Source organism: Stenotrophomonas sp. TWI700, assembly GCF_039673645.1.
GTDB lineage: Bacteria > Pseudomonadota > Gammaproteobacteria > Xanthomonadales > Xanthomonadaceae > Stenotrophomonas > Stenotrophomonas maltophilia_AA.
In genome coordinates, this window is sequence record NZ_JBDJMB010000007.1 from 76,087 (window position 1) to 100,811 (window position 24,725).

The 24,725-nt window shown below is 67.8% G+C and carries 19 protein-coding genes; 11 read left to right on the plus strand and 8 right to left on the minus strand.

Features of this window, described 5'->3' with window-relative positions; translation table 11 throughout:
* Window positions 1-15 precede the first annotated feature (15 nt).
* Window positions 16-2,655, plus strand: coding sequence for an excinuclease ABC subunit UvrA (locus ABE473_RS07650; RefSeq protein WP_346489046.1), 2,640 nt, complete (start codon window positions 16-18; stop codon window positions 2,653-2,655).
* Between the two features lie 58 nt (window positions 2,656-2,713).
* Here ABE473_RS07650 and ABE473_RS07655 read toward each other — a convergent pair whose 3' ends face one another.
* The 4 genes from ABE473_RS07655 to ABE473_RS07670 form a co-directional block, all read right to left on the minus strand.
* Window positions 2,714-3,274: a TlpA disulfide reductase family protein gene (locus ABE473_RS07655; protein ID WP_346489047.1), complete on the minus strand. Its 561-nt coding sequence runs from the start codon at window positions 3,272-3,274 to the stop codon at window positions 2,714-2,716.
* Window positions 3,271-5,631, minus strand: coding sequence for a protein-disulfide reductase DsbD (locus tag ABE473_RS07660; RefSeq protein WP_346489048.1), 2,361 nt, complete (start codon window positions 5,629-5,631; stop codon window positions 3,271-3,273). Before ABE473_RS07660 ends, ABE473_RS07655 begins: the two co-directional genes overlap by 4 nt.
* Window positions 5,631-5,969 (minus strand): divalent-cation tolerance protein CutA, encoded by a 339-nt coding sequence (gene cutA / locus ABE473_RS07665; RefSeq protein ID WP_346489049.1) that lies wholly within the window; start codon window positions 5,967-5,969, stop codon window positions 5,631-5,633. The genes ABE473_RS07660 and cutA overlap by 1 nt, the downstream gene beginning before the upstream one ends.
* Before the next feature lie 72 nt (window positions 5,970-6,041).
* Entirely contained in the window at window positions 6,042-7,826 is a 1,785-nt protein-coding gene (locus ABE473_RS07670) for an endonuclease (protein ID WP_346489050.1), read from the minus strand.
* 293 nt (window positions 7,827-8,119) lie between these two features.
* On the opposite strand from ABE473_RS07670, the gene ABE473_RS07675 reads away from it, so the two are divergent.
* Both ABE473_RS07675 and groL read left to right on the plus strand, forming a co-directional pair.
* Window positions 8,120-8,407, plus strand: coding sequence for a co-chaperone GroES (locus ABE473_RS07675; protein ID WP_019183551.1), 288 nt, complete (start codon window positions 8,120-8,122; stop codon window positions 8,405-8,407).
* Window positions 8,408-8,506: 99 nt separating this feature from the next.
* Entirely contained in the window at window positions 8,507-10,156 is a 1,650-nt protein-coding gene (gene groL / locus ABE473_RS07680) for a chaperonin GroEL (protein ID WP_176988040.1), read from the plus strand.
* 132 nt (window positions 10,157-10,288) lie between these two features.
* Here the strand turns inward: groL and ABE473_RS07685 are convergent, their stop codons facing one another.
* Window positions 10,289-11,188, minus strand: coding sequence for a LysR substrate-binding domain-containing protein (locus ABE473_RS07685; protein ID WP_346489051.1), 900 nt, complete (start codon window positions 11,186-11,188; stop codon window positions 10,289-10,291).
* Between the two features lie 173 nt (window positions 11,189-11,361).
* Here ABE473_RS07685 and ABE473_RS07690 point away from each other — a divergent pair, with 173 nt between their 5' ends.
* The 8 genes from ABE473_RS07690 to ABE473_RS07725 all read left to right on the plus strand — a co-directional run bounded on the left by ABE473_RS07690 (window position 11,362) and on the right by ABE473_RS07725 (window position 17,107).
* Entirely contained in the window at window positions 11,362-11,997 is a 636-nt protein-coding gene (locus ABE473_RS07690; RefSeq protein ID WP_346489052.1) for a glutathione S-transferase family protein, read from the plus strand.
* 16 nt (window positions 11,998-12,013) lie between these two features.
* A complete protein-coding gene (locus tag ABE473_RS07695; RefSeq protein ID WP_346489053.1) occupies window positions 12,014-13,063 on the plus strand; it encodes an LLM class oxidoreductase in 1,050 nt (349 codons plus the stop codon).
* A gap of 177 nt (window positions 13,064-13,240) precedes the next feature.
* The gene (locus tag ABE473_RS07700; RefSeq protein ID WP_346489054.1) at window positions 13,241-13,735 is read left to right on the plus strand and encodes a MarR family transcriptional regulator; all 495 of its coding nucleotides are present in this window, start codon (window positions 13,241-13,243) and stop codon (window positions 13,733-13,735) included.
* On the plus strand, window positions 13,732-14,472 hold the full coding sequence (locus tag ABE473_RS07705; RefSeq protein WP_346489055.1) for a DNA alkylation repair protein: 741 nt from the start codon (window positions 13,732-13,734) through the stop codon (window positions 14,470-14,472). The genes ABE473_RS07700 and ABE473_RS07705 overlap by 4 nt, the downstream gene beginning before the upstream one ends.
* Before the next feature lie 14 nt (window positions 14,473-14,486).
* A complete protein-coding gene (locus ABE473_RS07710) occupies window positions 14,487-14,834 on the plus strand; it encodes a DUF6616 family protein (protein ID WP_176988045.1) in 348 nt (115 codons plus the stop codon).
* A gap of 270 nt (window positions 14,835-15,104) precedes the next feature.
* Window positions 15,105-16,178, plus strand: a complete 1,074-nt coding sequence (gene aroG, locus ABE473_RS07715; RefSeq protein ID WP_346489056.1) for a 3-deoxy-7-phosphoheptulonate synthase AroG — start codon at window positions 15,105-15,107, stop codon at window positions 16,176-16,178.
* A 179-nt stretch (window positions 16,179-16,357) separates the two neighbouring features.
* On the plus strand, window positions 16,358-16,627 hold the full coding sequence (locus ABE473_RS07720; protein ID WP_346489057.1) for a DUF1778 domain-containing protein: 270 nt from the start codon (window positions 16,358-16,360) through the stop codon (window positions 16,625-16,627).
* Between the two features lie 3 nt (window positions 16,628-16,630).
* Window positions 16,631-17,107, plus strand: a complete 477-nt coding sequence (locus ABE473_RS07725) for a GNAT family N-acetyltransferase (protein ID WP_346489058.1) — start codon at window positions 16,631-16,633, stop codon at window positions 17,105-17,107.
* Window positions 17,108-17,254: 147 nt separating this feature from the next.
* Here ABE473_RS07725 and ABE473_RS07730 read toward each other — a convergent pair whose 3' ends face one another.
* From ABE473_RS07730 to ABE473_RS07740, 3 genes are read right to left on the minus strand one after another with little or no spacing between them, the layout of a single operon-like run.
* Window positions 17,255-20,320, minus strand: a complete 3,066-nt coding sequence (locus tag ABE473_RS07730) for an efflux RND transporter permease subunit (RefSeq protein ID WP_346489059.1) — start codon at window positions 20,318-20,320, stop codon at window positions 17,255-17,257.
* Window positions 20,317-23,424, minus strand: a complete 3,108-nt coding sequence (locus ABE473_RS07735; RefSeq protein WP_346489060.1) for an MdtB/MuxB family multidrug efflux RND transporter permease subunit — start codon at window positions 23,422-23,424, stop codon at window positions 20,317-20,319. The genes ABE473_RS07730 and ABE473_RS07735 overlap by 4 nt, the downstream gene beginning before the upstream one ends.
* Window positions 23,421-24,581: an MdtA/MuxA family multidrug efflux RND transporter periplasmic adaptor subunit gene (locus ABE473_RS07740; protein ID WP_346489061.1), complete on the minus strand. Its 1,161-nt coding sequence runs from the start codon at window positions 24,579-24,581 to the stop codon at window positions 23,421-23,423. Before ABE473_RS07740 ends, ABE473_RS07735 begins: the two co-directional genes overlap by 4 nt.
* Window positions 24,582-24,725: the final 144 nt, after the last annotated feature.

Below are 24,725 nucleotides of genomic sequence, written 5' to 3' on the forward strand. Positions count from 1 at the left end.
CGCTATTCTTCATCCATGAAGACTTCCACCCGCACGCGCCGCCCATCGCCCAGCACTGCCTCGGATGCCTTCGTGCGGGTCCGGGGCGCACGCGAACACAACCTCAGGAACGTGGATGTCGACATTCCACGCGATGCGCTGGTGGTGTTCTCCGGCATCTCCGGTTCGGGGAAATCCTCGCTGGCCTTCGGGACGCTGTACGCCGAGGCGCAGCGGCGTTACCTGGAATCCTTGTCGCCCTACGCACGCCGGTTGATCGACCAGGTCGGCGTGCCCGATGTGGATGCCATCGAAGGCCTGCCGCCGGCGGTGGCCCTGCAGCAGCAGCGCGGCACCGCCAGCGTGCGCTCCAGCGTCGGCAGCGTCACCACCCTGTCCAGCCTGCTGCGGATGCTGTACTCGCGTGCCGGCACCTATCCGGCCCGGCAGCCCATGTTGTACGCCGAGGATTTCTCGCCGAATACGCCGCAGGGGGCGTGCCCCAACTGTCATGGCCTGGGCTACGTGTATGAAGTCACCGAGCAGTCGATGGTGCCCGATCCGTCGCTGAGCATCCGCGAACGCGCCATCGCCGCATGGCCGCCGGCGTGGCACGGGCAGAACCAGCGCGACATCCTGGTCACGCTCGGCTACGACGTGGATGTCCCCTGGCGCGATCTGCCGAAGAAGCAGCGCGACTGGATCCTGTTCACGGAGGAACAGCCGGTGGTGCCGGTCTATGCTGGCTTTACCCCGGCCGAAACCCGCGCGGCCTTGCGTCGTAAGGAAGAGCCCAGTTACATGGGCACCTTCAGCGGGGCGCGCCGCTATGTGCTGCATACGTTCGCGACCACGCAGAGCGCGATGATGAAAAAACGCGTGGCGCGCTACATGATCGGCGCGCAGTGCCCGGTCTGCGATGGTCGTCGACTGAAGCGCGAGGCATTGTCGGTGACGTTTGCCGGCATGGATATCGGGACGCTGTCACAGCTGCCGCTGAGCGCCATGGCGCAGGCACTGCGGCCAGCCGCGGAAGGCCACTTCGATGCACCGAAAGCCACGGCCACGCGCAGCCGCAGCGCCGGCCGCCAGGCCACCGCCAAGCGCGTGGCGGCCGGCGGCAACGCGCATGCCGGCGGCAGCGACGTACGCCGCACGCCGGATCTGTCCGAGGAGAAACGCATCGCCGCCCAGCGCATCGCGCATGATCTGGTCGAGCGGATCGGCACGCTGCAGTCGCTCGGCCTGGGCTATCTGTCGATGGATCGCGCCACCCCGACATTGTCGCCAGGCGAGCTGCAGCGCCTGCGCCTGGCGACGCAGATCCGCTCCAGCCTGTTCGGCGTCGTGTACGTGCTGGATGAGCCGACTGCCGGCCTGCATCCGGCCGACGGCGAGGCCTTGTATGACGCACTGGCGCAGCTCAAGGCCGGCGGTAATACCTTGTTCGTGGTCGAGCATGATCTGGAGATGCTGCGCCGCGCGGACTGGCTGGTGGACGTCGGCCCGGGCGCAGGCCAGCACGGCGGCCAGGTGCTCTACAGCGGGCCCCCCGAAGGCCTGCGCGCCATCAAGACCTCGGTGACCGCGCCGTATCTGTTCCAGGACGATCACGGACCACGCCGCACGCCGCGGGCGCCGTCCGGTTGGCTGGGCCTGCAGGGCATTCATCGCAACAATCTGCATGGCGTGGACGCGCGCTTTCCGCTGGGCGCGTTCACGGCGGTGACCGGCGTGTCCGGCTCGGGCAAGTCCAGCCTGGTCAGCCAGGCCCTGGTCGAGCTGGTCGGCGAACACCTGGGGCAGGAGCCGGTGATCGAGGAGAACGACAGCGAACTGCCGCAGCCCAGCCGCATCGAACGTACCCGCGGCCGGTTGAACGGCGCCAAGGCGATCAAGCGCTTGGTCAACGTCGACCAGAAGCCGATCGGTCGCACGCCGCGCTCCAACCTCGCCACCTATACGGGCCTGTTCGATCATGTGCGCAAGCTGTTCGCCGGCACGCGCGCGGCCAAGGCGCGCCGCTACAGCGTGGGTCGTTTCTCGTTCAACGTCGCCGCCGGGCGCTGCGAGACCTGCGAGGGCGAAGGCTTCGTCCATGTCGAGCTGCTGTTCATGCCCAGCGTCTACGCGCCATGCCCCACCTGTCATGGCCAGCGCTACAACGCCAAGACGCTGGAGGTGCAGTGGCACGGCCGCAACATCGCGCAGGTGCTGGCGATGACGGTGGAGGAGGCGTTGGCCTTCTTCGCCGACGAGCCGCCCGTGCAGCGCCCGCTGCAGCTGCTGCGGGATATCGGCCTCGGCTATCTGCGCCTGGGCCAGCCGGCGACGGAACTGTCCGGTGGCGAGGCGCAGCGCATCAAACTGGCCACCGAGCTGCAGCGCAGCCAGCACGGCAACAGCCTGTATGTGCTGGACGAGCCGACCACCGGCCTGCATCCGGCCGACGTGGACAAGTTGATGACGCAGCTGCACGGGCTGGTCGATGCCGGCAACACGGTCGTGGTGGTCGAGCATGACCTGCGCGTGGTCGCCGACGCGGACTGGGTGATCGATGTGGGACCGGGTGCAGGCGAAGAGGGCGGCCGGATCGTGGCCGAAGGCATCCCCGCGCAGGTCAGCCGTGCCGGGCAGGGCGCGACCGCGCGCTATCTGCGCCGCTGGTTCGGGTAAGCCGGCCGACAGCAAAGAAACGTGCACGCGGGGACTGTGGATCGTCCCCGCGCTGCCGTCAGTGCCTCGCCCAGGCCTCGATCTCACCGGCCGCGAACGGCCCCAGCTTCTGTTTCACGATCCGTCCCTGCGCATCGATCAGCACCGAGTACGGCAGCAGGCCCTGCGCGTTGCCCAGCCGCACGCTGGCATCGGCCGGCCCGGGCGTCTCGAGCACGATCGGGTAGGTGACCGGAATACGGGTCAGAAAATCGCGCACGCCCTCGGGCGTATCCAGCGCCAGCCCGAGCACCTGCACCCCGCCGGCGCCCTGGCCGGCGGCAAACGCGGTCAGCGCGGGCATTTCTTCCACGCACGGGCCGCACCAGCTGGCCCAGACGTTGATCAGCAGCGGTCGCCCGCGGAAGCGGGCCAGATCCACCGGTTGGCCGTGGAGATCGGGCAGGGTGATCGCCGGCAGTGGGTCGCCGGGCCGGGCCGGGGCCACCACCGGGCGCGGCGATGGCGGGGCGGAGGCCGGACCGGTTTCCCGTCCCGGGAGCCACACGCCGGCGCCGATACCGAGCACGGCGGCGATCACGACCACCACGACCATACGGCGTGGTGGCCGCGTCCTCATCGCGCGGTCCGCAGCAGGGCTTCTTCCACCAGCGCCTGGGTCAGCACGGTCGGCAGCACGGTCGGCGGTGCGCCGGGGCCGTAGACCACGTACAGCGGCACGCCGACGGCCTTGTGTTCATCCAGGAACGCGGTGATCTGCGGGTCGACATTGGTGTAGTCGCCGCGCATGTAGACCGCGTTGGTCCGGCGCAGGGTGTCGCGGAAGGCGTTGGTGCCGAGCACGGCGCGTTCGTTGGCCTTGCAGGTCACGCACCAGTCGGCGGTCATGTTGACGAACACCACGCGGTTGTCCTGGCGCAGCCGATCAAGCATCTGCGGCGAGTACTCGACCACGTTGTCGCTGGCCGGTTGTGCGGCCTTGGCCGGTGGATCCAGGCGGGTCACGCCCCAGATCGGATACAGCGCGCCGAGGATCAGCAGCGTGGCCAGCAGGCCGGCGACGCGCTGGCTGCGCCAGCGGCTGCGCTCGAACCACCACAGCGCCAGCGACAGGATCACCAGGCCGCCCAGCACCAGCGCCATCGCATCCACGCCGCGCTGCTTGCCCAGCACCCACAGCAACCAGATCGCGGTGCCGTACATCGGGAAGGCCAGCACCAGCTTGAGGGTCTCCATCCACGCGCCCGGGCGCGGCAGGCGACGGGCCAGCGAGGGCACGAAGCCGATCAGCAGGAACGGCAGCGCCAGGCCCAGGCCGAGTGCCAGGAACACCAGCATCGCCTGCAGGCCCGGGGCGGCGAAGGCATACGCCAGCGCCGGGCCCATGAACGGGGCCACGCACGGGCTGGCGACCACGCAGGCGAGCACGCCGGTGAAGAAATCACCCACCGGGCCGCTGCGCGAGGCCAGCGACTGGCCGACACCGCCCATGCTGCCGCCCAGGGTGAACACGCCCGACAGGCTCAGGCCGACGGCGAACATCAGGTAGACCAGCGCGGCGATGAACCACGGGTGCTGCAGCTGGAAGCCCCAGCCTGCGGCCTGGCCAGCCGCACGCAGCGCGATCACCAGCGCACCGATGGCGGCGAAGGCGACCAGCACGCCGGCGGTGTACCAGAGCGCATGGCTGCGCGCGCGCTGGCGGCTCTCGCCACTCTGCGCCACGCCCAGCACCTTCAGCGACAGGATCGGCAGCACGCACGGCATCAGGTTGAGGATCAGGCCACCGGCCACGGCGAACAGCAGCAGCACCAGCAGGTTGCCCGGTGCGGCCGCCGGGGCGACCGGCGGCGGCGTGCGCTGCGCGTTGTCCGCGCTCGCATCGGGCGTGGCGGCGGTGTCGCCCGGCACGGCCAGGGCAGGTTCGTTCGGGCGGATCAGCATCGGCTGGCTGCCGGCGTCGCCGCGGGCCAGGGCACGCTTGTCACGCGTGGGCAGCAGTGCGATGACCTCGGTCTTCTGCGCGACCTCATCGGCCTTGGCGTTGATCGTGCCTGCCGGCAGCGCCAGCTTTACCCGGCGCGTCATCGGCGGGTAGCAGATGCCGTCGGTCTGGCAGCCCTGGAAGGTGATCACCAGGGTGGCATCGGAGGCACCGGCGGTACTGCGGCGCAGGGGCAGCGGCACGTCGACCTGGTCGAAATACACCGCCACATCGCCGAAGTGCTCATCGCGGTGGGATTGGGCGGCCGGCCACTTCGGCTTGTCCGCGCGGATGCCCGGGGCGCCTTCCAGCGCCAGCGAGGTGCGGTCGCGATACAGGTAGTAACCCGGCGCGGGGGTGAAGCGCAGGAGCACGGTATTGCCATCGCCGACGATCGCATCGAAGCCGAACGCGCGCTCGGACGGCAGCGGCAACGCCTGGGTGTTGCTGGTGCCCGGCAGGCGCAGCCCGGTGCCGGTGTTGCCGGCCAGCGGGTTGTTGAACGGGGAGGCGGCAGCGCCGGCGGCGGCCGGGGCGCTGCTGGCCGCCGCGCTGCCGCCGGCCGGCAGCTTCACCTGCAGCGTGCGCTTCTGCGGCGGGTAGCACACGCCCGCATCGGCGCAGCCCTGATAGCGCACTTCCAGCGTGACGGTGTCGGTGCCGTCGGCGGCCTTGCCCGGCAGCACGCCGGTCAGGCGTTCGCGGTAGGTCTCCACCTCGCCGAAGAAATCATCGTGGTGCTTCTTGCCGGCGGGCAGCTGCAGCGCCTGGGCATCGAAGCCGGCAGCGGCCTTGACCGTGGTGCGATGGCGATACAGGTAATAGCCCGGGGCGATCTTCCAGCTGATCTCCACCCGGTCGCGATCGCGCGCCTGTGCGGTGAGCCCAAAAGCCTCATCGACCGGGAGCAGGTCCTTTTCGCTGACCGCCCAGGCCGGCAGGGAGAGCACAAGCAACGCGCACAGCGCGGCAACACGACGAAACAGCGTCATCAATCACTTTCCTCACGGGTCTGGGCCCGAATCCAATCCAGGTACGCCGGCAGGCCGGCGCGGGTTTCGACCGCGATGCACTCGGGGAGTTCATACGGATGCAGGGCCTGCACGCGCGCGATCGCGGCCTCCAGGCGGCTGCCGGTGGTCTTGATCAGCAGTTGGACCTCAGGGTCCTCGGTGACCTCGCCCTGCCAGCGGTAGGTCGAGTGCGCCCCGTCCAGGCGCGTGACGCAGGCGGCCAGGCGTTCGTCCACCAGCGCATGTGCCAGCCGCGTGGCGCAGGCCACGTCGGGGCAGGTGGTGAACAGCAGGAAGACGGGATCGGCGATCGACATGACCGCCGAGTATAGGACCGTGGGAGGCCAATGGTCCGACCGGCGCCGCGAGGGGGCGCCGGTCGGCCGGGCTCAGTTGGCCAGCTGGCAGGTCGCCGGCTGGGCCGAGGTGAACAGCACCGGGGTGGCCCACTCCGGGTGGTCGATGAACGGATTGCGGTTGCCCTGGAAACTGAAGATGACCTCGTTGCGGGCGCGTTCTGCCGCATCCGGCGGGTCGGACAAGTGCCAGTCGATCAGGGTCGAGAGCAGGCCCATGTAGGCCGGCGAGGCCGAGGTCTTGACGATCCGGCTGCGGTCGTCGGTCAGCTCCAGGTCCGGCTCGGACTGCCCGGTTTTGGCATCTTTACCGCCTTCATAACGGATCGCCATGTACATCACCGCACGCGCCATATCGCCCTTGCGGTGGCCCCACACTTCGAACGAGCCGCCATTGCCATCCGGCGTGCGCACCCAGTTGGACGTGCCGGGGTAGCCGCCGCTGCCGCCGCCGAACCCGTTGTTGGCTTCGGTCGCGCGCTCACCGCAGTTGCTGTCGCATTTGGCAAAGGGCTTGTTGCCGCGGTCCGCATTCCACTGCGCATCGGTCAGATACAGCATGTGGGTGTCGGTATAGGGCGCGTAGGGCAGGCCCTTGTCGCCGGTGGTGCTGGCAAAGCCCAGCGAGTTCGGCCAGGTGTGCTCGCGGTTGTAGGTCAGCCCGCTGCCGGTGCCCGCACGGCCGCTGACCTTGGTGTAGCTGCGGTTGCGGTAGGCATCGAGGATGTTGCCGCTGTTGTTGGGATCTTCGTCGGCGATCTCCAGGATGGTCCAGGTGCTGGTGCCCGAGCCGCTGTACGGATAGGCGGTGTGGCCCTTGATGGTTTCGTGCAGCGAGCAGCGCAGCTGGCTGGGGGTGGAGGTGTTTACCCTGGCGTAGTACTCCCCGGGCGTGCCGGGATTGCCCGGATCGGGCGTAGTGGCCGTGGCCACGGTGAAGGCGATGCGTGTATCGGCGGCCGGGCGCGCGCCCTGGGCATCCTTCACGCGGGTGGCGCGGATGTCGAAGCGGCAGGCTTCACCCGCCACCAGCGCCGTGTTGGTGGCCAGGGTGAAGCGGGTGCCGGTGGTCGGGTGGCTCAGCGCCACGGTGCCGGACTGGCCGCAGCTCAGCGCAAAGGCGCCGCTGGACAGCGTCACCGGCTCACTGAAGGTCACGCTGAGGTCGGCGGCGGCGGGGAAGGTACTGGCGCCCTGCTCGGGGGTGGTGGCGGTGACCGAGGGCGCCGTGTTCGGGCCGGTCGGGCCGCCGCCGCTGAAGGTCTGCCCGTGGTTGCAGCCGCCGAAGGTCTGCGCGGCCGAGGCGGTCCAGGTGAAATGCGCGTACTGGCTGCCGGCACCGGTCAGCTGCAGGGAGGTCCCCGGCGCGGTGCCGTTGGTCTCGCTGACCGGGAGGTTCTGGCTGGTCAGGCCCGCGGCGGGCCCCCCGGCGGCGGTGATGGTGCCCTCGTAGCTGAGGAACTGGACCACCCTGCCGCTGGCATCGACCAGGGCGATGCCGTCGTTGGGGCCGTTCTGGATCCCGTTGGTCGGGTAGCTGACCGTGGCCAGCCGGGCGCTGCCGCAGCTGGCGGTGCCGGCCGGGACTGCGTTGTTGGCGTAGACCGTGGCGGCCGCAGGGTTGCTGCCGTTGTAGAGGTAGAGCCGGTAGCCGGACAGGTCTTCACCGGCGGTGGCGACCACCTCGATCGCCTCGCCGACGTCCCCGGCGGGGGTGCTGTCGTCGTAATGCAGTTCATTGATGAATACATCGGCCCGGGCCGGGCTGGTGGCCAGCGCCAGCAGGCAGGCCAGGGATAGCGGCGTCAGCAACCTCATCTACGGCTCCTTGTGATTGGTCAGTGCCGCTCGAATCTACGCAATCCAGATGACACATCGATTGGACTGTCGTGTTCGACCTTTCGCATTGAGAACTACGTCAAACATTCACATCCAGGGGCGGCCCGGCAAAAAAATCCGACCGGTTGCCCTTGAAAGGGGTGGGGCCAGCACCATCTCTGCTCTGTCCCGCACCGTCGGGTTTTTTCGTGAGCGTGGCTGGCAGTCGCCTTGTGCGAGTGCTAACATCGCCAGACTTTCCTAGACCAATCAACAACTTAAAAGGGTCTCACATGAGCATCAAGCCGCTTCATGACCGCGTCGTAGTCAAGCCGATCGAAGCCGACGAAATCTCGTCCGGCGGCATCGTGATTCCGGATTCCGCCAAGGAAAAGTCGACCAAGGGTGAAGTCGTGGCCGTCGGCCCGGGCAAGCCCCTGGACAACGGCAGCGTGCGCGCGCCGTCGCTGAAGGTCGGTGACAAGGTCATCTACGGCCAGTACGCCGGCAGCAGCTACAAGTCCGAAGGCGTCGAGTTCAAGGTCCTGCGCGAAGACGACATCCTCGCCATCGTTGGCTGAGTGGGCGTCGCCGGGCCTGGCCTGGCGCTGCCGGATGTTGCTTCGTTCCGTCATTCATGACGCCGGGCATGGCCCGGCTCTACATAAAAGGTAATCGCAATGGCTGCCAAAGATATTCGTTTCGGTGAAGATGCACGCGCCCGCATGGTGCGCGGCGTCAACGTTCTCGCCAATGCCGTCAAGGCCACCCTGGGCCCGAAGGGCCGCAACGTCGTGCTCGAAAAGAGCTTCGGCGCGCCGACCATCACCAAGGACGGCGTCTCCGTCGCCAAGGAAATCGAACTGGCTGACAAGTTCGAGAACATGGGCGCGCAGATGGTGAAGGAAGTCGCGTCGCGCACCAACGATGACGCCGGCGACGGCACCACCACCGCCACCGTGCTGGCCCAGGCCCTGATCCGCGAAGGCGCCAAGGCCGTCGCGGCCGGCATGAACCCGATGGACCTCAAGCGCGGTATCGACAAGGCCGTGATCGCCGCCGTCGCCGAGCTGAAGAACATCTCCAAGCCGACCGCTGACGACAAGGCGATCGCCCAGGTCGGCACGATCTCGGCCAACTCGGACGAGTCGATCGGCAACATCATCGCCGAAGCGATGCGCCGCGTGACCAAGGAAGGCGTCATCACCGTTGAAGAAGGCTCGGGCCTGGACAACGAGCTGGACGTCGTCGAAGGCATGCAGTTCGACCGTGGCTACCTGTCCCCGTACTTCATCAACAACCAGCAGTCGCAGACCGCTGACCTGGACGATCCGTACGTGCTGCTGCACGACAAGAAGATCTCCAACGTGCGCGACCTGCTGCCCGTGCTGGAAGGCGTCGCCAAGGCCGGCAAGCCGCTGCTGATCATCGCTGAAGACATCGAAGGCGAAGCACTGGCGACCCTGGTGGTCAACACCATCCGTGGCATCGTGAAGGTCGTGGCCGTCAAGGCTCCGGGCTTCGGCGATCGTCGCAAGGCGATGCTGGAAGACATGGCCGTGCTGACCGGCGGCACCGTGATCTCCGAGGAAATCGGTCTGTCGCTGGAAAAGGCGACGATCAAGGACCTGGGCCGCGCCAAGAAGGTGCAGGTCTCCAAGGAAAACACCACGATCATCGATGGCGCCGGCGAGAAGGCCAACATCGAAGCGCGTGTCACCCAGATCAAGACCCAGATCGAGGACACCTCGTCGGATTACGACCGCGAGAAGCTGCAGGAACGCGTGGCCAAGCTGGCCGGCGGCGTTGCCGTGATCAAGGTCGGCGCCTCGACCGAAATCGAAATGAAGGAAAAGAAGGATCGCGTCGACGACGCCCTGCACGCGACCCGTGCAGCCGTTGAAGAAGGCGTGGTCCCGGGCGGCGGCGTTGCGCTGGTCCGTGCGGTCACCGCGCTGAGCGGCCTGAAGGGTGCCAACGAAGACCAGAACCACGGCATCCAGATCGCCCTGCGCGCGATGGAAGCCCCGCTGCGCGAAATCGTGGCCAACGCCGGCGAAGAGCCGTCCGTGATCGTCAACAAGGTCAAGGAAGGCACCGGCAGCTTCGGCTACAACGCGGCCACCGGCGAATTCGGCGACATGCTGGAATTCGGCATCCTGGACCCGACCAAGGTGACCCGTTCGGCGCTGCAGAACGCTGCCTCGATCGCTGGCCTGATGATCACCACCGAAGCCATGGTTGCCGACGCCCCGAAGAAGGATGACGGTGCTGGCGCAGCTGGCGGCGGCATGGGTGGCATGGGTGGCATGGGCGGCATGGACTTCTGATGTAGAGGCCGGCCTTCGGTCGGCACGCATCGGAGCGGTAGGTGCCGACCGTTGGTCGGTACCCGCCAAGCGCCAAAGCAGTACGAAAAACCCCGCCGGAAGGCGGGGTTTTTTTGTGCGCGTGCCACTGGCTCACAGCGCGCTGGTCGGCGCATCGACTTCCTCCTGCAGCCAGCACAGGAACGCCGCAATGGCCGGATTTTCCCCGGACCCGGGCAGGGTGACAGCGTAGTACGCAAACCGCGTCGGCCACGGGTGATCCAGCACGACCGCCAGCCGCCCGCTGGCCACTTCGGATTCCACATACAGGTCACGCACCAGCGCAATCCCCTGGCCCGCTTCCGCGGCGCGGATCAGCAGCACGTCATCATCGAAGGCCGGACCACGCTCGATGCGTGGATCGGGCGGCAGGCCGAGCGCGCTGAACCACAGCGACCAGTCGCTGCGGTCCGAGTCCTGCAGTAGCGGGTACTGCAGGCAGTCCACGGCCGACCGGATCGGTGGGCCATCGGCAAGCAATGCCGGGCAGGCCACCGGCAACAGCACCGGCGCCGCGAGCGGGCGCGAGATCAGGCCGGGATACTCGCCGAGACCGTGGCGGATCGCGATGTCGATGCGGTCGCGACGCAGATCCGCCAGCGCCGACGACGCCTCCACGCGGACTTCGATCGCCGGGTGCTGTGCCGTGAAGCGCCCCAGCCGCGGCACCAGCCAGGAGGCGGCAAAGCTGGGCACGGTGCTGATCGTCAGTGTCTGCCGCGCGTGGATGGCATCCAGCATCGCCATGCTGTCCTGGATCTGATCGAACGCACGCAGCAGGGCAGGGTGCACCTGTGCGCCGGCCGGTGTGAGTGCGACGCCCTGCCGCGTGCGGGTGAACAGCTCAACGCCGGTGCGCGCCTGCAGCAGTTTGAGCTGCTGGCTGATCGCGCCCGGGGTCACGCCCATGACCGCGGCGGCGGCCTTGAGGCTGCCATGCCGTCCGGTTTCGACGAAAGCGCGGAGTGCGAGCAGGGGAAGAACGGCGCCCATGACCTTAGATTTTCTCTCTTGAGTGCGCAGGATAAATCGTTCTACAGCACGTGTTGGCGTGCGTAGCATCGTGATCATGTTGAACCGGTCGTGTTTAGTCCAGCTGCATCGGCAGAGCCCCGATGCCGCGACCACGTTCCTCCCGTCATCCATCGCCCGCCAAGGAGACCGCTGTGTCCCCCGCTTCGCTGCACCTGTACACCGACAGCTCGCCCAACGGCTTCAAGATCACCATCGCGCTGGAAGAACTCGGCATCCCTTACGTACTGCATCACGTGCGCATCGACGCCGATGAGCACCGCCATCCCGATTTCCTTCGGCTGCATCCGCACGGCCGCATTCCGGTGCTGGTCGACGAGGCAACGGATATCACGGCGTTCGAATCCGCCGCCATCCTGCTCTACCTGGCCGAGCAGAGCGGACGACTGTTGCCCCAGGCGCCCCGCGCGCGCTGGGAAGCGATCACCTGGTTGATGTTCCATGCCGCCAGCGTCGGTCCCATCCTGGGCCAGCGCGTGCACGCCGAGATCTTCGCCGAGGAGCGATATGCGCCTGCCATCGAACGTTATCGGCGCTTGAGCGCGGAGTTCTTCGCCACGCTGGACCAGCGCCTCACAGGCCGCACCTGGCTTGTAGGCGAGGAGTATTCCATCGCCGATATCGCCGGCTACGGATGGACCCACATCGCACAGCTCATCGGCTTCGACTTCAGCGCATACCCCCACCTGAGCGCGTGGCACGCGCGGATGTCGCAGCGGCCCGCGGTGCAGCGTGGCGTGCAGCTCCCCGAACCGGCCACCGGCCCCTGATCCAGGAATGACCACGATGAACCTGTTGACCGAAATCACTGCCACGCAGGCGCCGCTGACCGGTGCCTCCGCACCTGCCTTCGCCGGGCATGCCGGCTACCAGCGCATGTTCCGCGAAGGCGCACTGACGCTGGGCGTGTTCCTGCCGTTGCGCTTCTACCAGGGCGACATGCAGGTGCTGGCCGGCCAGGCCGATCTGGTGGCACAGCTGGACCGCGACGGCTTCGCCGCGACCTGGGTACGTGACGTGCCGCTGTTCGATCCCCTGTTCGGCGATGCCGGGCAGGTGTTCGATCCGTTTACCTATCTGGCCTTCCTGGCCGCACGCACCGAGCGACTGGCGCTGGCCACGGGCAGCGCGATCTTCCCGCTGCGGCACCCGATCGATCTGGCCAAGTCGGCCACCACCATCGACCAGCTGTCCGGTGGGCGGCTGGTGCTGGGCATCGCTTCCGGCGACCGCCCGGTGGAGTTCCCGGCGTACGGTCTGGAACATGCCGACCGCGGCCAGCGCTTCGCCGACTCGGTGGCGTACGTCAGGCAGTTGATGCAGACCGGTCCGCTGCATATCGACTCGCCCCTGGGCGCGCTGCAGGGGGTGGAGCTGTTGCCGAAGCCGGTGGCCGCTGCGATCCCGCTGCTGGTGACCGGCACCTCGCGGCAGACCTTGGACTGGGTGGGGCAGCACGCCGATGGCTGGCTCACCTATCCCGAGGCGACCCACCACGCAGGCGGGCCGCAGCGCCTGGCCGACAAGATCCGGGCGTGGCGCCGTCTGATTCCCGACGGTGGCTTCCGCCCGCACGTCACCAACGAGTGGCTGGATCTGGTCGAGGACCCGAACCATCCACGCACGCCGCTCAATGGCGGCTACACGTTGAAGACGGGGCGCAACGGGTTGATTGATCTGCTGGGCGAATGGCAGCGCGCCGGCGTCAACCATGCTGCGCTGGGCATCCAGTTCTCACAGCGTCCGGCGGCCGAGGTGCTGCAGGAGCTGGCCGAGTACGTGCTGCCGTTGTTCCCCTCGCATGACGGGCCCTCACCGGCCAGCACGCGCTGGTAGGCATGCCCATCGCTCCGCCCTCAGTGGCGGCACCTCAGAGGCGCGAGCAAGCGTCCTTGCGGGTGATCCTGTTGCCGATCTTCACCTGTCACCTGCAGTGCGTAACGTGCGGCGGGTCTTCCAGATGCCTTGCAGTGACGATATGATTAGCCGCCGTACTATTTCGGATCCGCCTGCATGCTGGAAATCAAACACCAGGCCTTCCTGACCGAACTGGAGCGACGTGGCCAGCCGGACGCGGGTGAGTTGGCGTTGTGTTTCCAGGTGCTGTCGCTGGCCAGCGCGATCGACCAGGACTGCGCGAGCCGCCTGGCCCCGCTCGGCCTGAGCGAAGGGCGTTTCGTGCTGCTGTTCCTGCTGCGTGGCGCCGACACCGCGCTCTCGCCCCATCAGTTGGCCGAGCGTGCCGGGGTGACCCGCGCCACCATCACCGGCCTGCTCGATGGGCTGGAGCGAGAGCAGCTGGTGAGCCGTCACAGCGATCCGGAGGACAAGCGGCGCATCCATGTGCAGTTGACCGCGGCAGGCCAGACCCTGGCCGCGCAGCTCTTCGACCAGCAGACGCACTGGATCGCCTCGCTGTTCGCCGGCATCAGTCCCAGCGAGCGCCGCACGCTCGGCACGCTGCTGCAACGCGTGTGGTCGCGCACCGACGCAGGGCGTGCCGCATGAAACAGCCCATCACCCGCGAGCGACGCGGGCAGCTGGATCGTGGTGAAGCCGAAGCCACCCATCTGGCCGAAGTGCTGGCAGTGGACTTCGCCAAGCTCATGGCCAATGTCGCGCCCGGTCTGCCAGCCTCGGCGATCACCCCGATGCGCAACGCGGCCAAGCGCGGCATCACACTGCGCATGCAGGGTGCCGCCACCCTGCTGCGCGTGCATGGACACGGTGACCACGCGTCGTGGTCGCGGCACACCAGCGACACCGTGCGTGGCTGGGCCTGCTACCTGATCGGCAGCGATCCGGCCTTGTCGCTGGAGCGCAAGCTGGATGCGCTGCGCCCGCTGGCCGATGACGCGCACTTCGGCGTGCGTGAGTGGGCATGGCTGGCGGTACGTCCGCACGTGGTGGCCGAGCCGCTGCGCGTGCTGTCGCACCTGCACGATTGGACCACCGACACCTCACCCAATGTGCGCCGGTTCGCCTGCGAAGCGCTGCGCCCGCGGGGTGTGTGGGCGGCCCATATCACCCTCTTCAAACACGAGCCGCAGCACGCGCGGTCGCTGCTGCAGGCGCTGTGCCGTGATGCCTCGCGCTATGTGCAGGACTCGGTCGGCAACTGGCTCAACGACGCGGGCAAGACCCAGCCGGACTGGGTCCGCGCGCTGTGCGGCGAATGGCAGCAACAGCACGCCGATGATCCGGCCAACACCTACATCCGCAAGCGCGCGCTGCGCTCGCTCTGACCTCAAGGAATGCCATGTCGCACATGTTGATCGAGCTGTACACCGCCACCCCTGCCTGGACCGCGCTGGATCCGGTATCGCGCGGCGCGTTCTTCGCCCGCATCGGGGCCGGCATGCAGCACGTGGATCCGGCCCGGATCACGCCGGTGGCGATGGGCCGCATCGAACAGGACGTGCCGCACACCACGGCCGAGCAGTTCTATGCGGTGTGGCAGTGCGCCGAGCGACTGGATGCCGATGCTTTGCTGGCGGCGATCGGCGCCACCGGCTGGCATGAGTATTTCACCACGACCCATGCGCTGGGTGCCGCGGGAACCCTGCAGCAGCATCTGGCCGAGCTGGCGGCACTGCCGCGCGGGTGATCGGGCGCTGGGGCGGATGACGGCTGAACGCTCATCGCAGTTGCGAATGAAACAGTTGGCACCTCCAAACCCCTGTGTTATCAATACTCCCCAATGAACGCACGCCCCGCCAATGCCTACTTTTGGTATTACTTTCCGAAGCCACCGGCGGAGGAAGGCATGCGCTCACCCTGAAGAAACCTTCAGACGCATTCCCGAAAGCCGCCAGCGCACCTGGCGGCTTTTTTGTTGCCGCCGCGCTGGGGACCCCCACTTCCAAGGAGTTACCCCATGCCCCCCCATACCGACGACCTGCGCATCCGCAAGATCGAACCGTTGACCCCGCCGGCACAGCTGCTGGCGATGCTGCCCTGCGACGATGAAGCCTCCGATACGGTCAGCGCCTCGCGCGCGGCCCTGCACGAGATCCTGCACGGCCGCGACGACCGCCTCGCGGTGGTGATCGGCCCGTGCTCGATCCATGACCCGGTGGCCGCCATCGAATACGCACAGCGCCTCAAGCCGCTGCGCGATGCCTACGCCGATGAGCTGGAAATCGTCATGCGCGTGTACTTCGAAAAGCCGCGCACCACGGTGGGCTGGAAGGGCCTGATCAACGATCCGGACCTGGATGGCAGCTTCAACATCAACAAGGGCCTGCGCGTGGCGCGCGGTCTGCTGCGCGACATCAACAAGCTCGGCCTGCCGGCCGGCGTGGAGTTCCTCGACGTGATCTCGCCGCAGTACATCGCCGACCTGGTCGCCTGGGGCGCGATCGGCGCGCGGACCACCGAAAGCCAGGTGCATCGCGAACTGGCCTCGGGGCTGTCCTGCCCGGTGGGGTTCAAGAACGGTACCGACGGCAACATCAAGATCGCCGCCGATGCGATTGGTGCGGCCTCCAATCCGCATCACTTCCTGTCGGTGACCAAGGAAGGCGGCACCGCCATCGTCGCCACCGCCGGCAATCCGGACTGCCACGTGATCCTGCGCGGCGGCAAGACGCCGAACTACGCTGCCGACCATGTTGAAACGACCAGCCAGACCCTGGCCAGGTCGCACTTGGCCGCGCGCATCATGATCGATGCCAGCCACGCCAACAGCAGCAAGAATCCGGAGAACCAGCCGAAGGTCATCGCGGACATCAACGCCCAGCTGGCCAATGGCGAAGAGCGCATCGTCGGTGTCATGGTGGAGAGCCATCTGGTGGCCGGCCGGCAGGACCTGGTCGACGGCCAGCCGCTGACCTACGGGCAGAGCATCACCGATGGCTGCATCGGCTGGGACAGCTCGCTGGCGGTGCTGGAGAGTCTCGCCGAAGCGGTACGTGCGCGGCGGGCGGTGCGGATCAGCAAGGCCGCTTGAGGCGTCGACGCGCCCCCTGCGCGGGGGCGCTCCGGCCTACGGCATTCCGGGGAAAGGCCCTATTTTTCATTGAGAACCAACGGCATACCCTTGCCTCACCGTTTGGAATGTGGGGTGTACCGTTGAGCGACCATCCGATTGTGTGTACATTGTATGCACAGACTTCCGGAATGCCTCCCATGGCCCTCGCCAGCAAAGTCATCAACTTCCGGGCGCCCGCCGACAAGCAGGCGCTGATAGACCGTGCGGTCGAGGTTACCGGCGTGAGCCGTACCGAGTTCATCCTCGATGCTGCCTGTGAGAAAGCGCGAGAGGTACTGGCGGACCAGACACAGTTCTCACTGAGTCCTCAGGAGCTGCGACGCTTCAATGCGCTGCTGGAGGCACCGCTGGAAAACAACGCCGCCATCAGGCATCTGTTGAGCACGTCTGCACCTTGGGAGCGCTGAACATTGCGGTTGTCTGCGCCACAAGCGCTTGCCCAGGGGCATCGATTGGAGCAGTTTCGATGCAGCGCGGCAGAGCTGACCTCGTGGGTGCTGGAGCGTGCGCATCAGAACCAGGCATCGGGTGCGTCGCGGTGTTTTGTTGTCTGTGATGCGCAACACAACGTGGTCGGTTACTACGCACTTGCTGCCGGCGGTGTTTCACATCAACTGGTTCCCGGTCGCCTGCGCCGGAACATGCCGCATCCCATTCCGGTCATCGTACTGGGCAGGTTGGCCGTCCATGCCGACTGGGTCGGCCAAGGCATCGGCGCGGGCCTGCTGAAGGACGCTGTGCAACGCACGCTGCAGGTCTGCGCGCAGGTCGGCGCGCGTGCGCTGTTGTGCCACGCTTTCGACGAGACGGCCAAAGCGTTCTATCTCAAGCACGGCTTCATGGAATCGCCGATGGATGCCATGACGCTGATGCTCCCGGTGACATAGGGCGTCCAGCCAAGTAGAGCCACCCCATGGGTGGCTGCGCACAATACCCAGCGCCGCAGTACCGCAGCGCCCCCACGCCGCAGCGCCGTATGCAGAAGCAGCCACGCATGGCGTGGCTCTACCCGTGGGGTGTCGCGCGTTCGATGATCACGCGGCGCGCCGCAGCTTCGCCAAGGCCAGATAGATCGCCGGCGTGGTGTACAGGGTCAGCCACTGGCTGACCAGCAGGCCGCCGACAATCGCGATGCCCAACGGCTGACGCATCTCCCAGCCCTCACCGGTCGCCAGCATCAGCGGCAGCGTGCCCAGCAGGGCCGCCACGCTGGTCATCAGGATCGGGCGGAACCGCAGTCGTGCCGCCTCGCAGATCGCGTCGTATGACGACAGGCCGCGCTCGCGTTCGGCCGACAGTGCGAAGTCGATGATCAGGATGGTGTTCTTCATCACCACGCCCACCAGCAGGAACAGGCCGAGCAGCGAGATCAGGTTCAACTCGTTGCCGAATGCCATCAGCGCCAGCAATGCGCCCACGCCCGCCGAGGGCAGGGTGGAGAGGATCGCGAGTGGCTGCACGAAGCTCTCGTACAGCACGCCCAGCACCAGATACACCGCCAGCATCGCGCCGAGGATCAGCCACAGCTGGCGCTCGCGCAGCTTCTCGAAGCCACCGGCCTCGCCACTGAGCCGCGCCTGCACATGGGTGGGCAGCATGATCCTGCCCATGGCCTGGTCCACCGCTTTCACCGCCTGGTCGAGGGTGACGCCGGGCGCCAGCGCGAACTCGATCCAGACCGAGGCGAACTGCTGGCTGTGATAGATCCGGTCCGGTGCCATGCCGTACGCCCACCGCGCGATGGACGACAGCGGCAGGCGCTGGCCGTCCTTGCCGATCACATGGATCTGCTCCAGCGTGGAGGGATCCTGGGTGTAGCGCGGGTCCAGCTCCATCACCACGCGGTACTGGTTGAGGGTGTCGTACAGCGTGGCGACCTGGCGCTGGCTGAAGGCGTTGTTGAGCACCGAGGCGATCATGCGCATGTCCACGCCCAGGCGTGCCGCGGCATCGCGGTCGATGTCGAGCACCACCTGGCGCATGCCTTCATCGCCCTTGGATTCCACATCGACCAGCTCGGGCAGGGCGCGCAGTGCATCGGCCACCCTGGGCGTCCATTGCCTGAGCGGCTCCAGTTCGCCGGAGAGCAGCTGGAACTCGTACTGGCCGCTGTCGCCGCTGCCTTCCAGCTTGATGTCCTGGTCCACCCAGAGGAACATGCCGCCGCCCGGAATCTTCGGCATGTTGGCGCGCAGGCGGTCGATGACCTGCTGGCTGGAGACCTTGCGCTCGGCCAGCGGCTTCATCTTGATCATGATGAAGGCGTTGTTGACCCCGCTGCGGCCGCCGATGTACCCGATGATGTCGCTGATCGCCGGGTCCGCCAGCAGCAGTTTGCGGTAGGCCTCGATCTTGGGCTGCATGACCTGGAACGAGAGGCCGTCGTCGCCGCGCGCGAAGCCACGCAGCTGGGCAGTGTCCTGCTTGGGCACGATGCCCTTGGGCACCTGCTGGAACAGCCACACGTTCAACGCGATCACGCCGGCGAACAGCAGTAGCGGCAGCGCGAGCCAGCGCAGCATCGTCTGCAGGCTGCCCACGTAGGCGCCGCGCAGGCGCTCGAACAGCGCGGTGCCGGCGCGCTGCAGCCCATTGCCGGGGCCGGGCCGTGCCTGACCGAGCAGGCGCGCGCACAGCATCGGGGTCAGGCTGAGCGAGACCAGCAGCGAGACGCCCATCGCTGCCACCAGGGTCAGCGAGAACTCGCGGAACAGCTTCTCGACGAAGTCATCCAGGAACAGGATCGAGATGAACACCACGGCCAGCGCGATGTTCATCGACAGCAGCGTGGCACCGACTTCACCCGCGCCGCGCAGCGCGGCGGTCATCGGCGAGGCGCCTTCCTCGCGATGGCGGGCGATGTTCTCCAGCACCACGATCGCATCGTCGACCACCAGCACCGCCGCCACGATCAGGGCCATCAGCGAGAGCGTGTTGAGCGAGAACCCGAGCAGGGCGATGATCGCCAGCGCGCCCAGCAGCGAGACCGGGATCGCCACGGTCGGCACCAGCGCTGCGCGCCAGTGGCCGAGGAAGGCCAGCACCACCAGCACCACCAGGGCGATCGCCAGCAGCAGGGTCAGTTCGGCCTCGCGCAGGGTGGCGCGGATCACCGGCGAGCGGTCCATCACCACCTGCATGTCGATGTTGGCCGGCAGCAGTGCCTGCAGCGTGTCCATCTGCGCCTGGATGGCGTCGACCGTCTCGATGATGTTGGCGTCCGGCTGGCGGCTGACGATCAGCAGCACCGCCGGGCGCTCGTTGTGGAAGCCGCTGGCGTAACGGTCCTCGACGCCTTCGCTGATCCCGGCCACGTCCTCCAGGTAGACAGGGCGGCCATCGCGCATCGCCACGATCAGGCGGCGGTACTCGGCGGCGGTGCGCAGCTGCAGCGTGGCTTCCAGCTGCCACTGCCGGGCCTGGCTGGCCACCGTCCCCAGCGGCTTGAGGGCGTTGGCATTGCGGATCGCCGCGGCGATGTCGTCCAGCGCGATGCGGTGGTGGTTCAGTGCATTGGGATCCAGCGAGACGCGCACGGCCGGCAGCGAACTGCCGCCCACCTGCACCTCGCCGACGCCGGGAATCTGCGCGAGTTTCTGCGCGATCACGGTGGAGGCCACGTCGTAGATCTGCCCCGGCGAGAGGCTATCCGAACTCAGCGCCAGCGCCATGATCGGCGCCTGCGAGGGATTCACCTTGCGGTACTGCGGCATGCCCGGCATGCCGCTGGGCAGCTGCGCGCGCGCCGCGTTGATCGCCGCCTGCACGTCGCGCGCGGCATCGTCCACGTTGCGGCCGAGCGCGAACTTCAACTCGACCTGGGTCGAGCCCTGGGTACTGGCCGAGTCGATCCCGGTCAGCCCCGGGATGGTGCCCAGGGCACGTTCCAGCGGCGTGGCGACGTTGGCCGCCATCGATTCGGGGCTCGCGCCGGGCAGGCTGGCACTGACGTTGATCGCCGGGTAGTCGACCTGCGGCAGCGGCGCGACCGGCAGCAGGCGCAGCCCGAGCAGGCCGGCCAGCACCACCGCCACTGCCAGCAGCACGGTGGCGACCGGATGCTGGACGAACCAGCCGATCGCCCGCGACAGCGGACTCACGCCAGCGCCTCGTCAGCCTCGTCGGTCACCGGCGCGGGGCGCTGGCGGAAGCGGTCGAAGAACAGATAGATCACCGGCGTGGTGAACAGGGTCAGCACCTGGCTGACGATCAGCCCGCCGACCATGACCAGGCCCAGCGGCTGGCGCAATTCCGCGCCCGAGCCACTGGCGAACATCAGCGGAATCGCGCCGAACAACGCGGCCAGCGTGGTCATCAGGATCGGGCGGAAGCGCAGCAATGCGGCCTGATGGATGGCCTGACGCGGGGCCATGCCGTGCTCGCGCTCGGCCTCCAGCGCGAAGTCGATCATCATGATCGCGTTCTTCTTGACCAGGCCGATCAGCAGCACGATGCCGATCACCGCGATCAGGTCCAGGCTGCGCCCGCTGACCAGCAGGGCAAGCAACGCCCCCACCGTGGCCGAGGGCAGGGTAGAGAGGATGGTGATCGGGTGGATGAAGCTCTCATAGAGCACGCCCAGCACCAGGTACATCACCACCACCGCCGCCAGCACCAGCCACAAGGTGCTCGACAGCGACGCGCGGAACGCATCGGCCGCACCCTGCAGGCGCAGCTCCACGCTGGTCGGCAGTCCGATCGCCGCGCGTGCGTCCTCGATCGCCTCCACCGCTTCGCCCAGCGACGCCTCCGGGGCGAGGTTGAACGAGAACGTCACCGCCGGGAACTGGCCGACGTGGTTGATCAGCAGCTGCGCGGGGCGCTGCTCGATCCGTGCGATGCCGCCCAGCGGCACCTGCCGTCCGTCCGGCCCGGTAACGTGCAGGCGGGCGATGGCGTCCGGGCCGAAGGCCACGTCCGGGCGTGCTTCCAGCACCACGCGGTACTGGTTGGCCTGGGTGAAGATGGTGGAGATCTGGCGCTGCCCGAACGCGTCGTACAGTGCGTCGGCGATGGTCTCCACGCTGATCCCCAGGCGCGCGGCAGCCACGCGGTCGATCACCACGTGCGCCTGCAGACCCTGGTTCTGCAGATCGCTGGCGACGTCGGCCAGCGCCGGTGCCTGCTGGAGGTGGGCGAGCAGGCGCGGTGTCCAGGTTTCCAGCTGCGCGATGTCCGGGCTGGTCAGGGTGAACTGGTACTGGGTCCGGCTGATCCGGTCCTCGATGCCCAGCTCCTGCACCGGCTGCAGGTACAGCTTGATGCCCGGCACATGTGCCACGCGCTGCTGCAGCCGCGCGATGATCGCCTGCGCATCGGCTTCGCGCTGCGCGTGCGGTTTCAATTCGATCAGCAGGCGCCCGCTGTTGAGCGTGGCGTTGTTGCCGTCCACGCCGATGAACGAGGACAGGCTGGCCACGTCCTCGTCGTCCAGCAACGCCGCCGACAGTGCCTGCTGGCGCTGCGACATCGCCTGGAAGGAGATCGACTGCGGCGCCTCGCTGATGCCCTGGATCAGCCCGGCATCCTGCACCGGGAAGAAGCCCTTGGGCACCCACACGTACAACAGCGCCGTCAGCACCAGCGTGGCCACGGTCGCGGCCAGCATCATCGGCTGGCGCCGCAGCACCCAGTGCAGCTGGCGGTCGTAGACCGCCACGACGCGGTCGAACGGGTCGCCCTGCTGCGCCGATTCGTGCCCGTCGGCATCGCGACGGGTGGCATGCCCGGCCTTGAGCAGGCGCGCGCACATCATCGGCGTCAGCGTCAGCGAGACCAGCAGCGAGATGCCGATCGCGACCGCGAGCGTGATCGCGAACTCATGGAACAGCTTGCCGACCACGTCGGCCATGAACAGCAGCGGGATCAGCACCGCGATCAGCGACAGGGTCAGCGAGATCAGGGTGAAGCCGATCTGCCTGGCGCCCTTGAGTGCCGCCTGCATCGGCGTCGCGCCGCGCTCCAGGTGACGGGCGATGTTCTCCAGCATTACGATCGCATCGTCGACCACGAAGCCGGTCGCGATGGTCAGCGCCATCAGGGTGAGGTTGTTGAGCGAGAAGCCGGCCAGCAGCATCACCCCGAACGTGCCCACCAGCGACAGCGGTACCGCGATGCTGGGAATGATCGTGGCCGGGATGTTGCGCAGGAACACGAAGGTGACCATCACCACCAGCGCGATCGCGATCAGCAGCTCGTGCTGCACGCCGCGGATCGAGGCGCGGATCGATTCGGTGCGGTCGCTGAGAATGGCCACATCCACGCCGGCGGGCAGCGAGGCCTGCAGCTGCGGAAGCAGCGCACGCACCTGGTCGACCACGGCGATCACGTTCGCACCGGGCTGGCGCTGGATGTTGATCAGCACGGCCGGGGTGGTGCCCGACCACGCGGCCAGCTGGCGGTTCTCGGCGCCATCTTCGATGGTGGCGACGTCGCCCAGGCGCAGCGGTGCGCCATCCTTCCAGGCCAGGATCAGGGCACGGTACTCGGCCACCGAGCGCATCTGGTCGTTGGCATCGAGCATGATCGCGCGGGTCGGACCGTCGAAGCTGCCCTTCGGCATGTTGACGTTGGCCGTGCCGATCGCGGTGCGGATGCTGGCCATGCTCAGGCCGTTGGCGGCCAGCGCGGACGGATTGACCTGGATGCGCACCGCCGGACGCTGACCGCCGGCCAGACTGACCAGGCCGACGCCGGGCAGCTGCGAGAGGCGCTGCGCCATGCGCGTATCGACCAGATCGTGCACCTGCGGCAGTGAGAGCCCCTGCGAGGTCACCGCCAGGGTCAGGATCGGGGTGTCGGCGGGATTGACCTTCCGATACACCGGGGGCACTGGCAGATCGTCAGGCAGGAAGCTGTCGGCGGCGTTGATCGCGGCCTGCACTTCCTGTTCGGCCACGCCGAGCGCGACCTCCAGCGAGAACTGCAGGGTGATCACCGACGCCCCGCCGGAGCTGGTCGAGGACATCTGCTTCAGGCCGGGAATCTGCCCGAGCTGCCGTTCCAGCGGCGCGGTGACCGCGCTGGTAGTGACGTCCGGGCTGGCGCCGGGATACAGCGTGGTGATCTGGATGATCGGGTAATCGACTTGCGGCAGTGCCGCGACCGGCAGCAGGCGGTAGGCCATCACGCCGGACAGCAGCAGCGCCACCATCAGCAGCGTGGTCGCGACCGGGCGCTCGATGAAGGGACGCGAGAGGTTCATGCGCCGGTCCGCGGCGGGTCCTGCTCCACCACCTCGACCTTGGCACCGTCGCGCAGGCCGTCGATGCCTTCCACCACCACGCGCTCGCCGGCTTTGAGTCCTTCGCGCACCGAGACGCGCTCGCCATCGGCCGGGCCGAGCACCACGTTGCGCAGATGCGAGGTGGCATCGGCGGCGATCACGTAGACGTAGCTGCCCTTGCTGCCGAACTGCACGGCCGCGTTCGGAATGACCACCGCATCGCTGCTGCTGACCTGCAGGCGCACGTTGACGAACTGGTTGGGGAACAGCGACTCATCGGCATTGGCGAACTGCGCGCGCAGCTTGAGCGTACCGGTGGCGGTGTCGATGCGGTTGTCCAGGCTGGAGAGCACGCCGTCGCCGAGCGCGGTGCGCTCTTCGCGGTCCCAGGCTTCCACAGTCAGCTGCGGATTCGCGCGTGCCGCGGCGACCACCGCCGGCAGGTCCGGCTCGGGCACGGTGAACAGCACGCTGATCGGGATGGTCTGGGTGATGGTGGCCAGCGGTTCGGTATCGCCACTACGCACCAGGTTGCCGACGTCCACGTTGCGCAGGCCCATGCGCCCGGCCACCGGTGCAGTGATGCGGGTGTACTGCAGTTGCAGGCGCGCTTCATCCACGGCCGCCTGGTCGGTCTGGCGACGGCCCTGCAACTGGCGCACTTTGCTCTGCTGATCACTCAGGTCCTGCGCGGAGACGAAGTGTTTGCTCTGCAGTTCGGCGAAGCGCTTGAGCTGGCTCTCGGCGTTGTCCAGCTCGGCCAGATTCTGCTGCTGGGTGCCCAGCGCACGCGACAGCTGTACCTGGAACGGGCGCGGATCGATCTCGGCCAGCAGCTCGCCGGCGGTGACGTGCTGGCCCTCGGAGAACGCCAGCCGCAGCAGCTCGCCATCCACGCGGCTGCGGATGCCCACCGTATGCAGCGGCGTCACCGTACCGAGCGCCTTCAGGCGCACCACCAGGTCTTCCTGCGTTGCGGTGGCCACGCGTACCGGGGTGGCGGTGCTCGCAGGCGCGGCCTCGGCGGTCGGCGCGGGCGACAACACCCGCCAGGCGATCACGGCGGCGGCAAGTACGGCCACGACCAACAGCGGTTTGAACAGACGACGGGAACGCGAGGGGAGCGGGGCAGACATGGGGCATCCTGCGCGTACGCCACACGGCGAACGCGTCCATGGTTTACCGGCCCGTGGGGGCAGGCGGGGCGAAGTGGGGTTGTCTGGCGGGGCCGCTGGTCGAATGCCGCAGCGTGGCTGGATACCGACCCGGGAGGGGCGGGG

Bases quoted from the DNA above. Each gene is read 5' to 3' on its own strand.
- aroG (WP_346489056.1), top strand. From the start codon at position 15,105: ATGCCCCCCCATACCGACGACCTGCGCATCCGCAAGATCGAACCGTTG.
- ABE473_RS07685 (WP_346489051.1), bottom strand. From the start codon at position 11,188: ATGGGCGCCGTTCTTCCCCTGCTCGCACTCCGCGCTTTCGTCGAAACC.
- ABE473_RS07705 (WP_346489055.1), top strand. From the start codon at position 13,732: ATGAAACAGCCCATCACCCGCGAGCGACGCGGGCAGCTGGATCGTGGT.
- ABE473_RS07650 (WP_346489046.1), top strand. From the start codon at position 16: ATGAAGACTTCCACCCGCACGCGCCGCCCATCGCCCAGCACTGCCTCG.
- ABE473_RS07660 (WP_346489048.1), bottom strand. From the start codon at position 5,631: ATGACGCTGTTTCGTCGTGTTGCCGCGCTGTGCGCGTTGCTTGTGCTC.
- groL (WP_176988040.1), top strand. From the start codon at position 8,507: ATGGCTGCCAAAGATATTCGTTTCGGTGAAGATGCACGCGCCCGCATG.
- ABE473_RS07735 (WP_346489060.1), bottom strand. From the start codon at position 23,424: ATGAACCTCTCGCGTCCCTTCATCGAGCGCCCGGTCGCGACCACGCTG.
- ABE473_RS07720 (WP_346489057.1), top strand. From the start codon at position 16,358: ATGGCCCTCGCCAGCAAAGTCATCAACTTCCGGGCGCCCGCCGACAAG.
- ABE473_RS07655 (WP_346489047.1), bottom strand. From the start codon at position 3,274: ATGAGGACGCGGCCACCACGCCGTATGGTCGTGGTGGTCGTGATCGCC.
- ABE473_RS07710 (WP_176988045.1), top strand. From the start codon at position 14,487: ATGTCGCACATGTTGATCGAGCTGTACACCGCCACCCCTGCCTGGACC.
- ABE473_RS07675 (WP_019183551.1), top strand. From the start codon at position 8,120: ATGAGCATCAAGCCGCTTCATGACCGCGTCGTAGTCAAGCCGATCGAA.
- cutA (WP_346489049.1), bottom strand. From the start codon at position 5,969: ATGTCGATCGCCGATCCCGTCTTCCTGCTGTTCACCACCTGCCCCGAC.
- ABE473_RS07740 (WP_346489061.1), bottom strand. From the start codon at position 24,581: ATGTCTGCCCCGCTCCCCTCGCGTTCCCGTCGTCTGTTCAAACCGCTG.
- ABE473_RS07700 (WP_346489054.1), top strand. From the start codon at position 13,241: ATGCTGGAAATCAAACACCAGGCCTTCCTGACCGAACTGGAGCGACGT.
- ABE473_RS07695 (WP_346489053.1), top strand. From the start codon at position 12,014: ATGAACCTGTTGACCGAAATCACTGCCACGCAGGCGCCGCTGACCGGT.
- ABE473_RS07670 (WP_346489050.1), bottom strand. From the start codon at position 7,826: ATGAGGTTGCTGACGCCGCTATCCCTGGCCTGCCTGCTGGCGCTGGCC.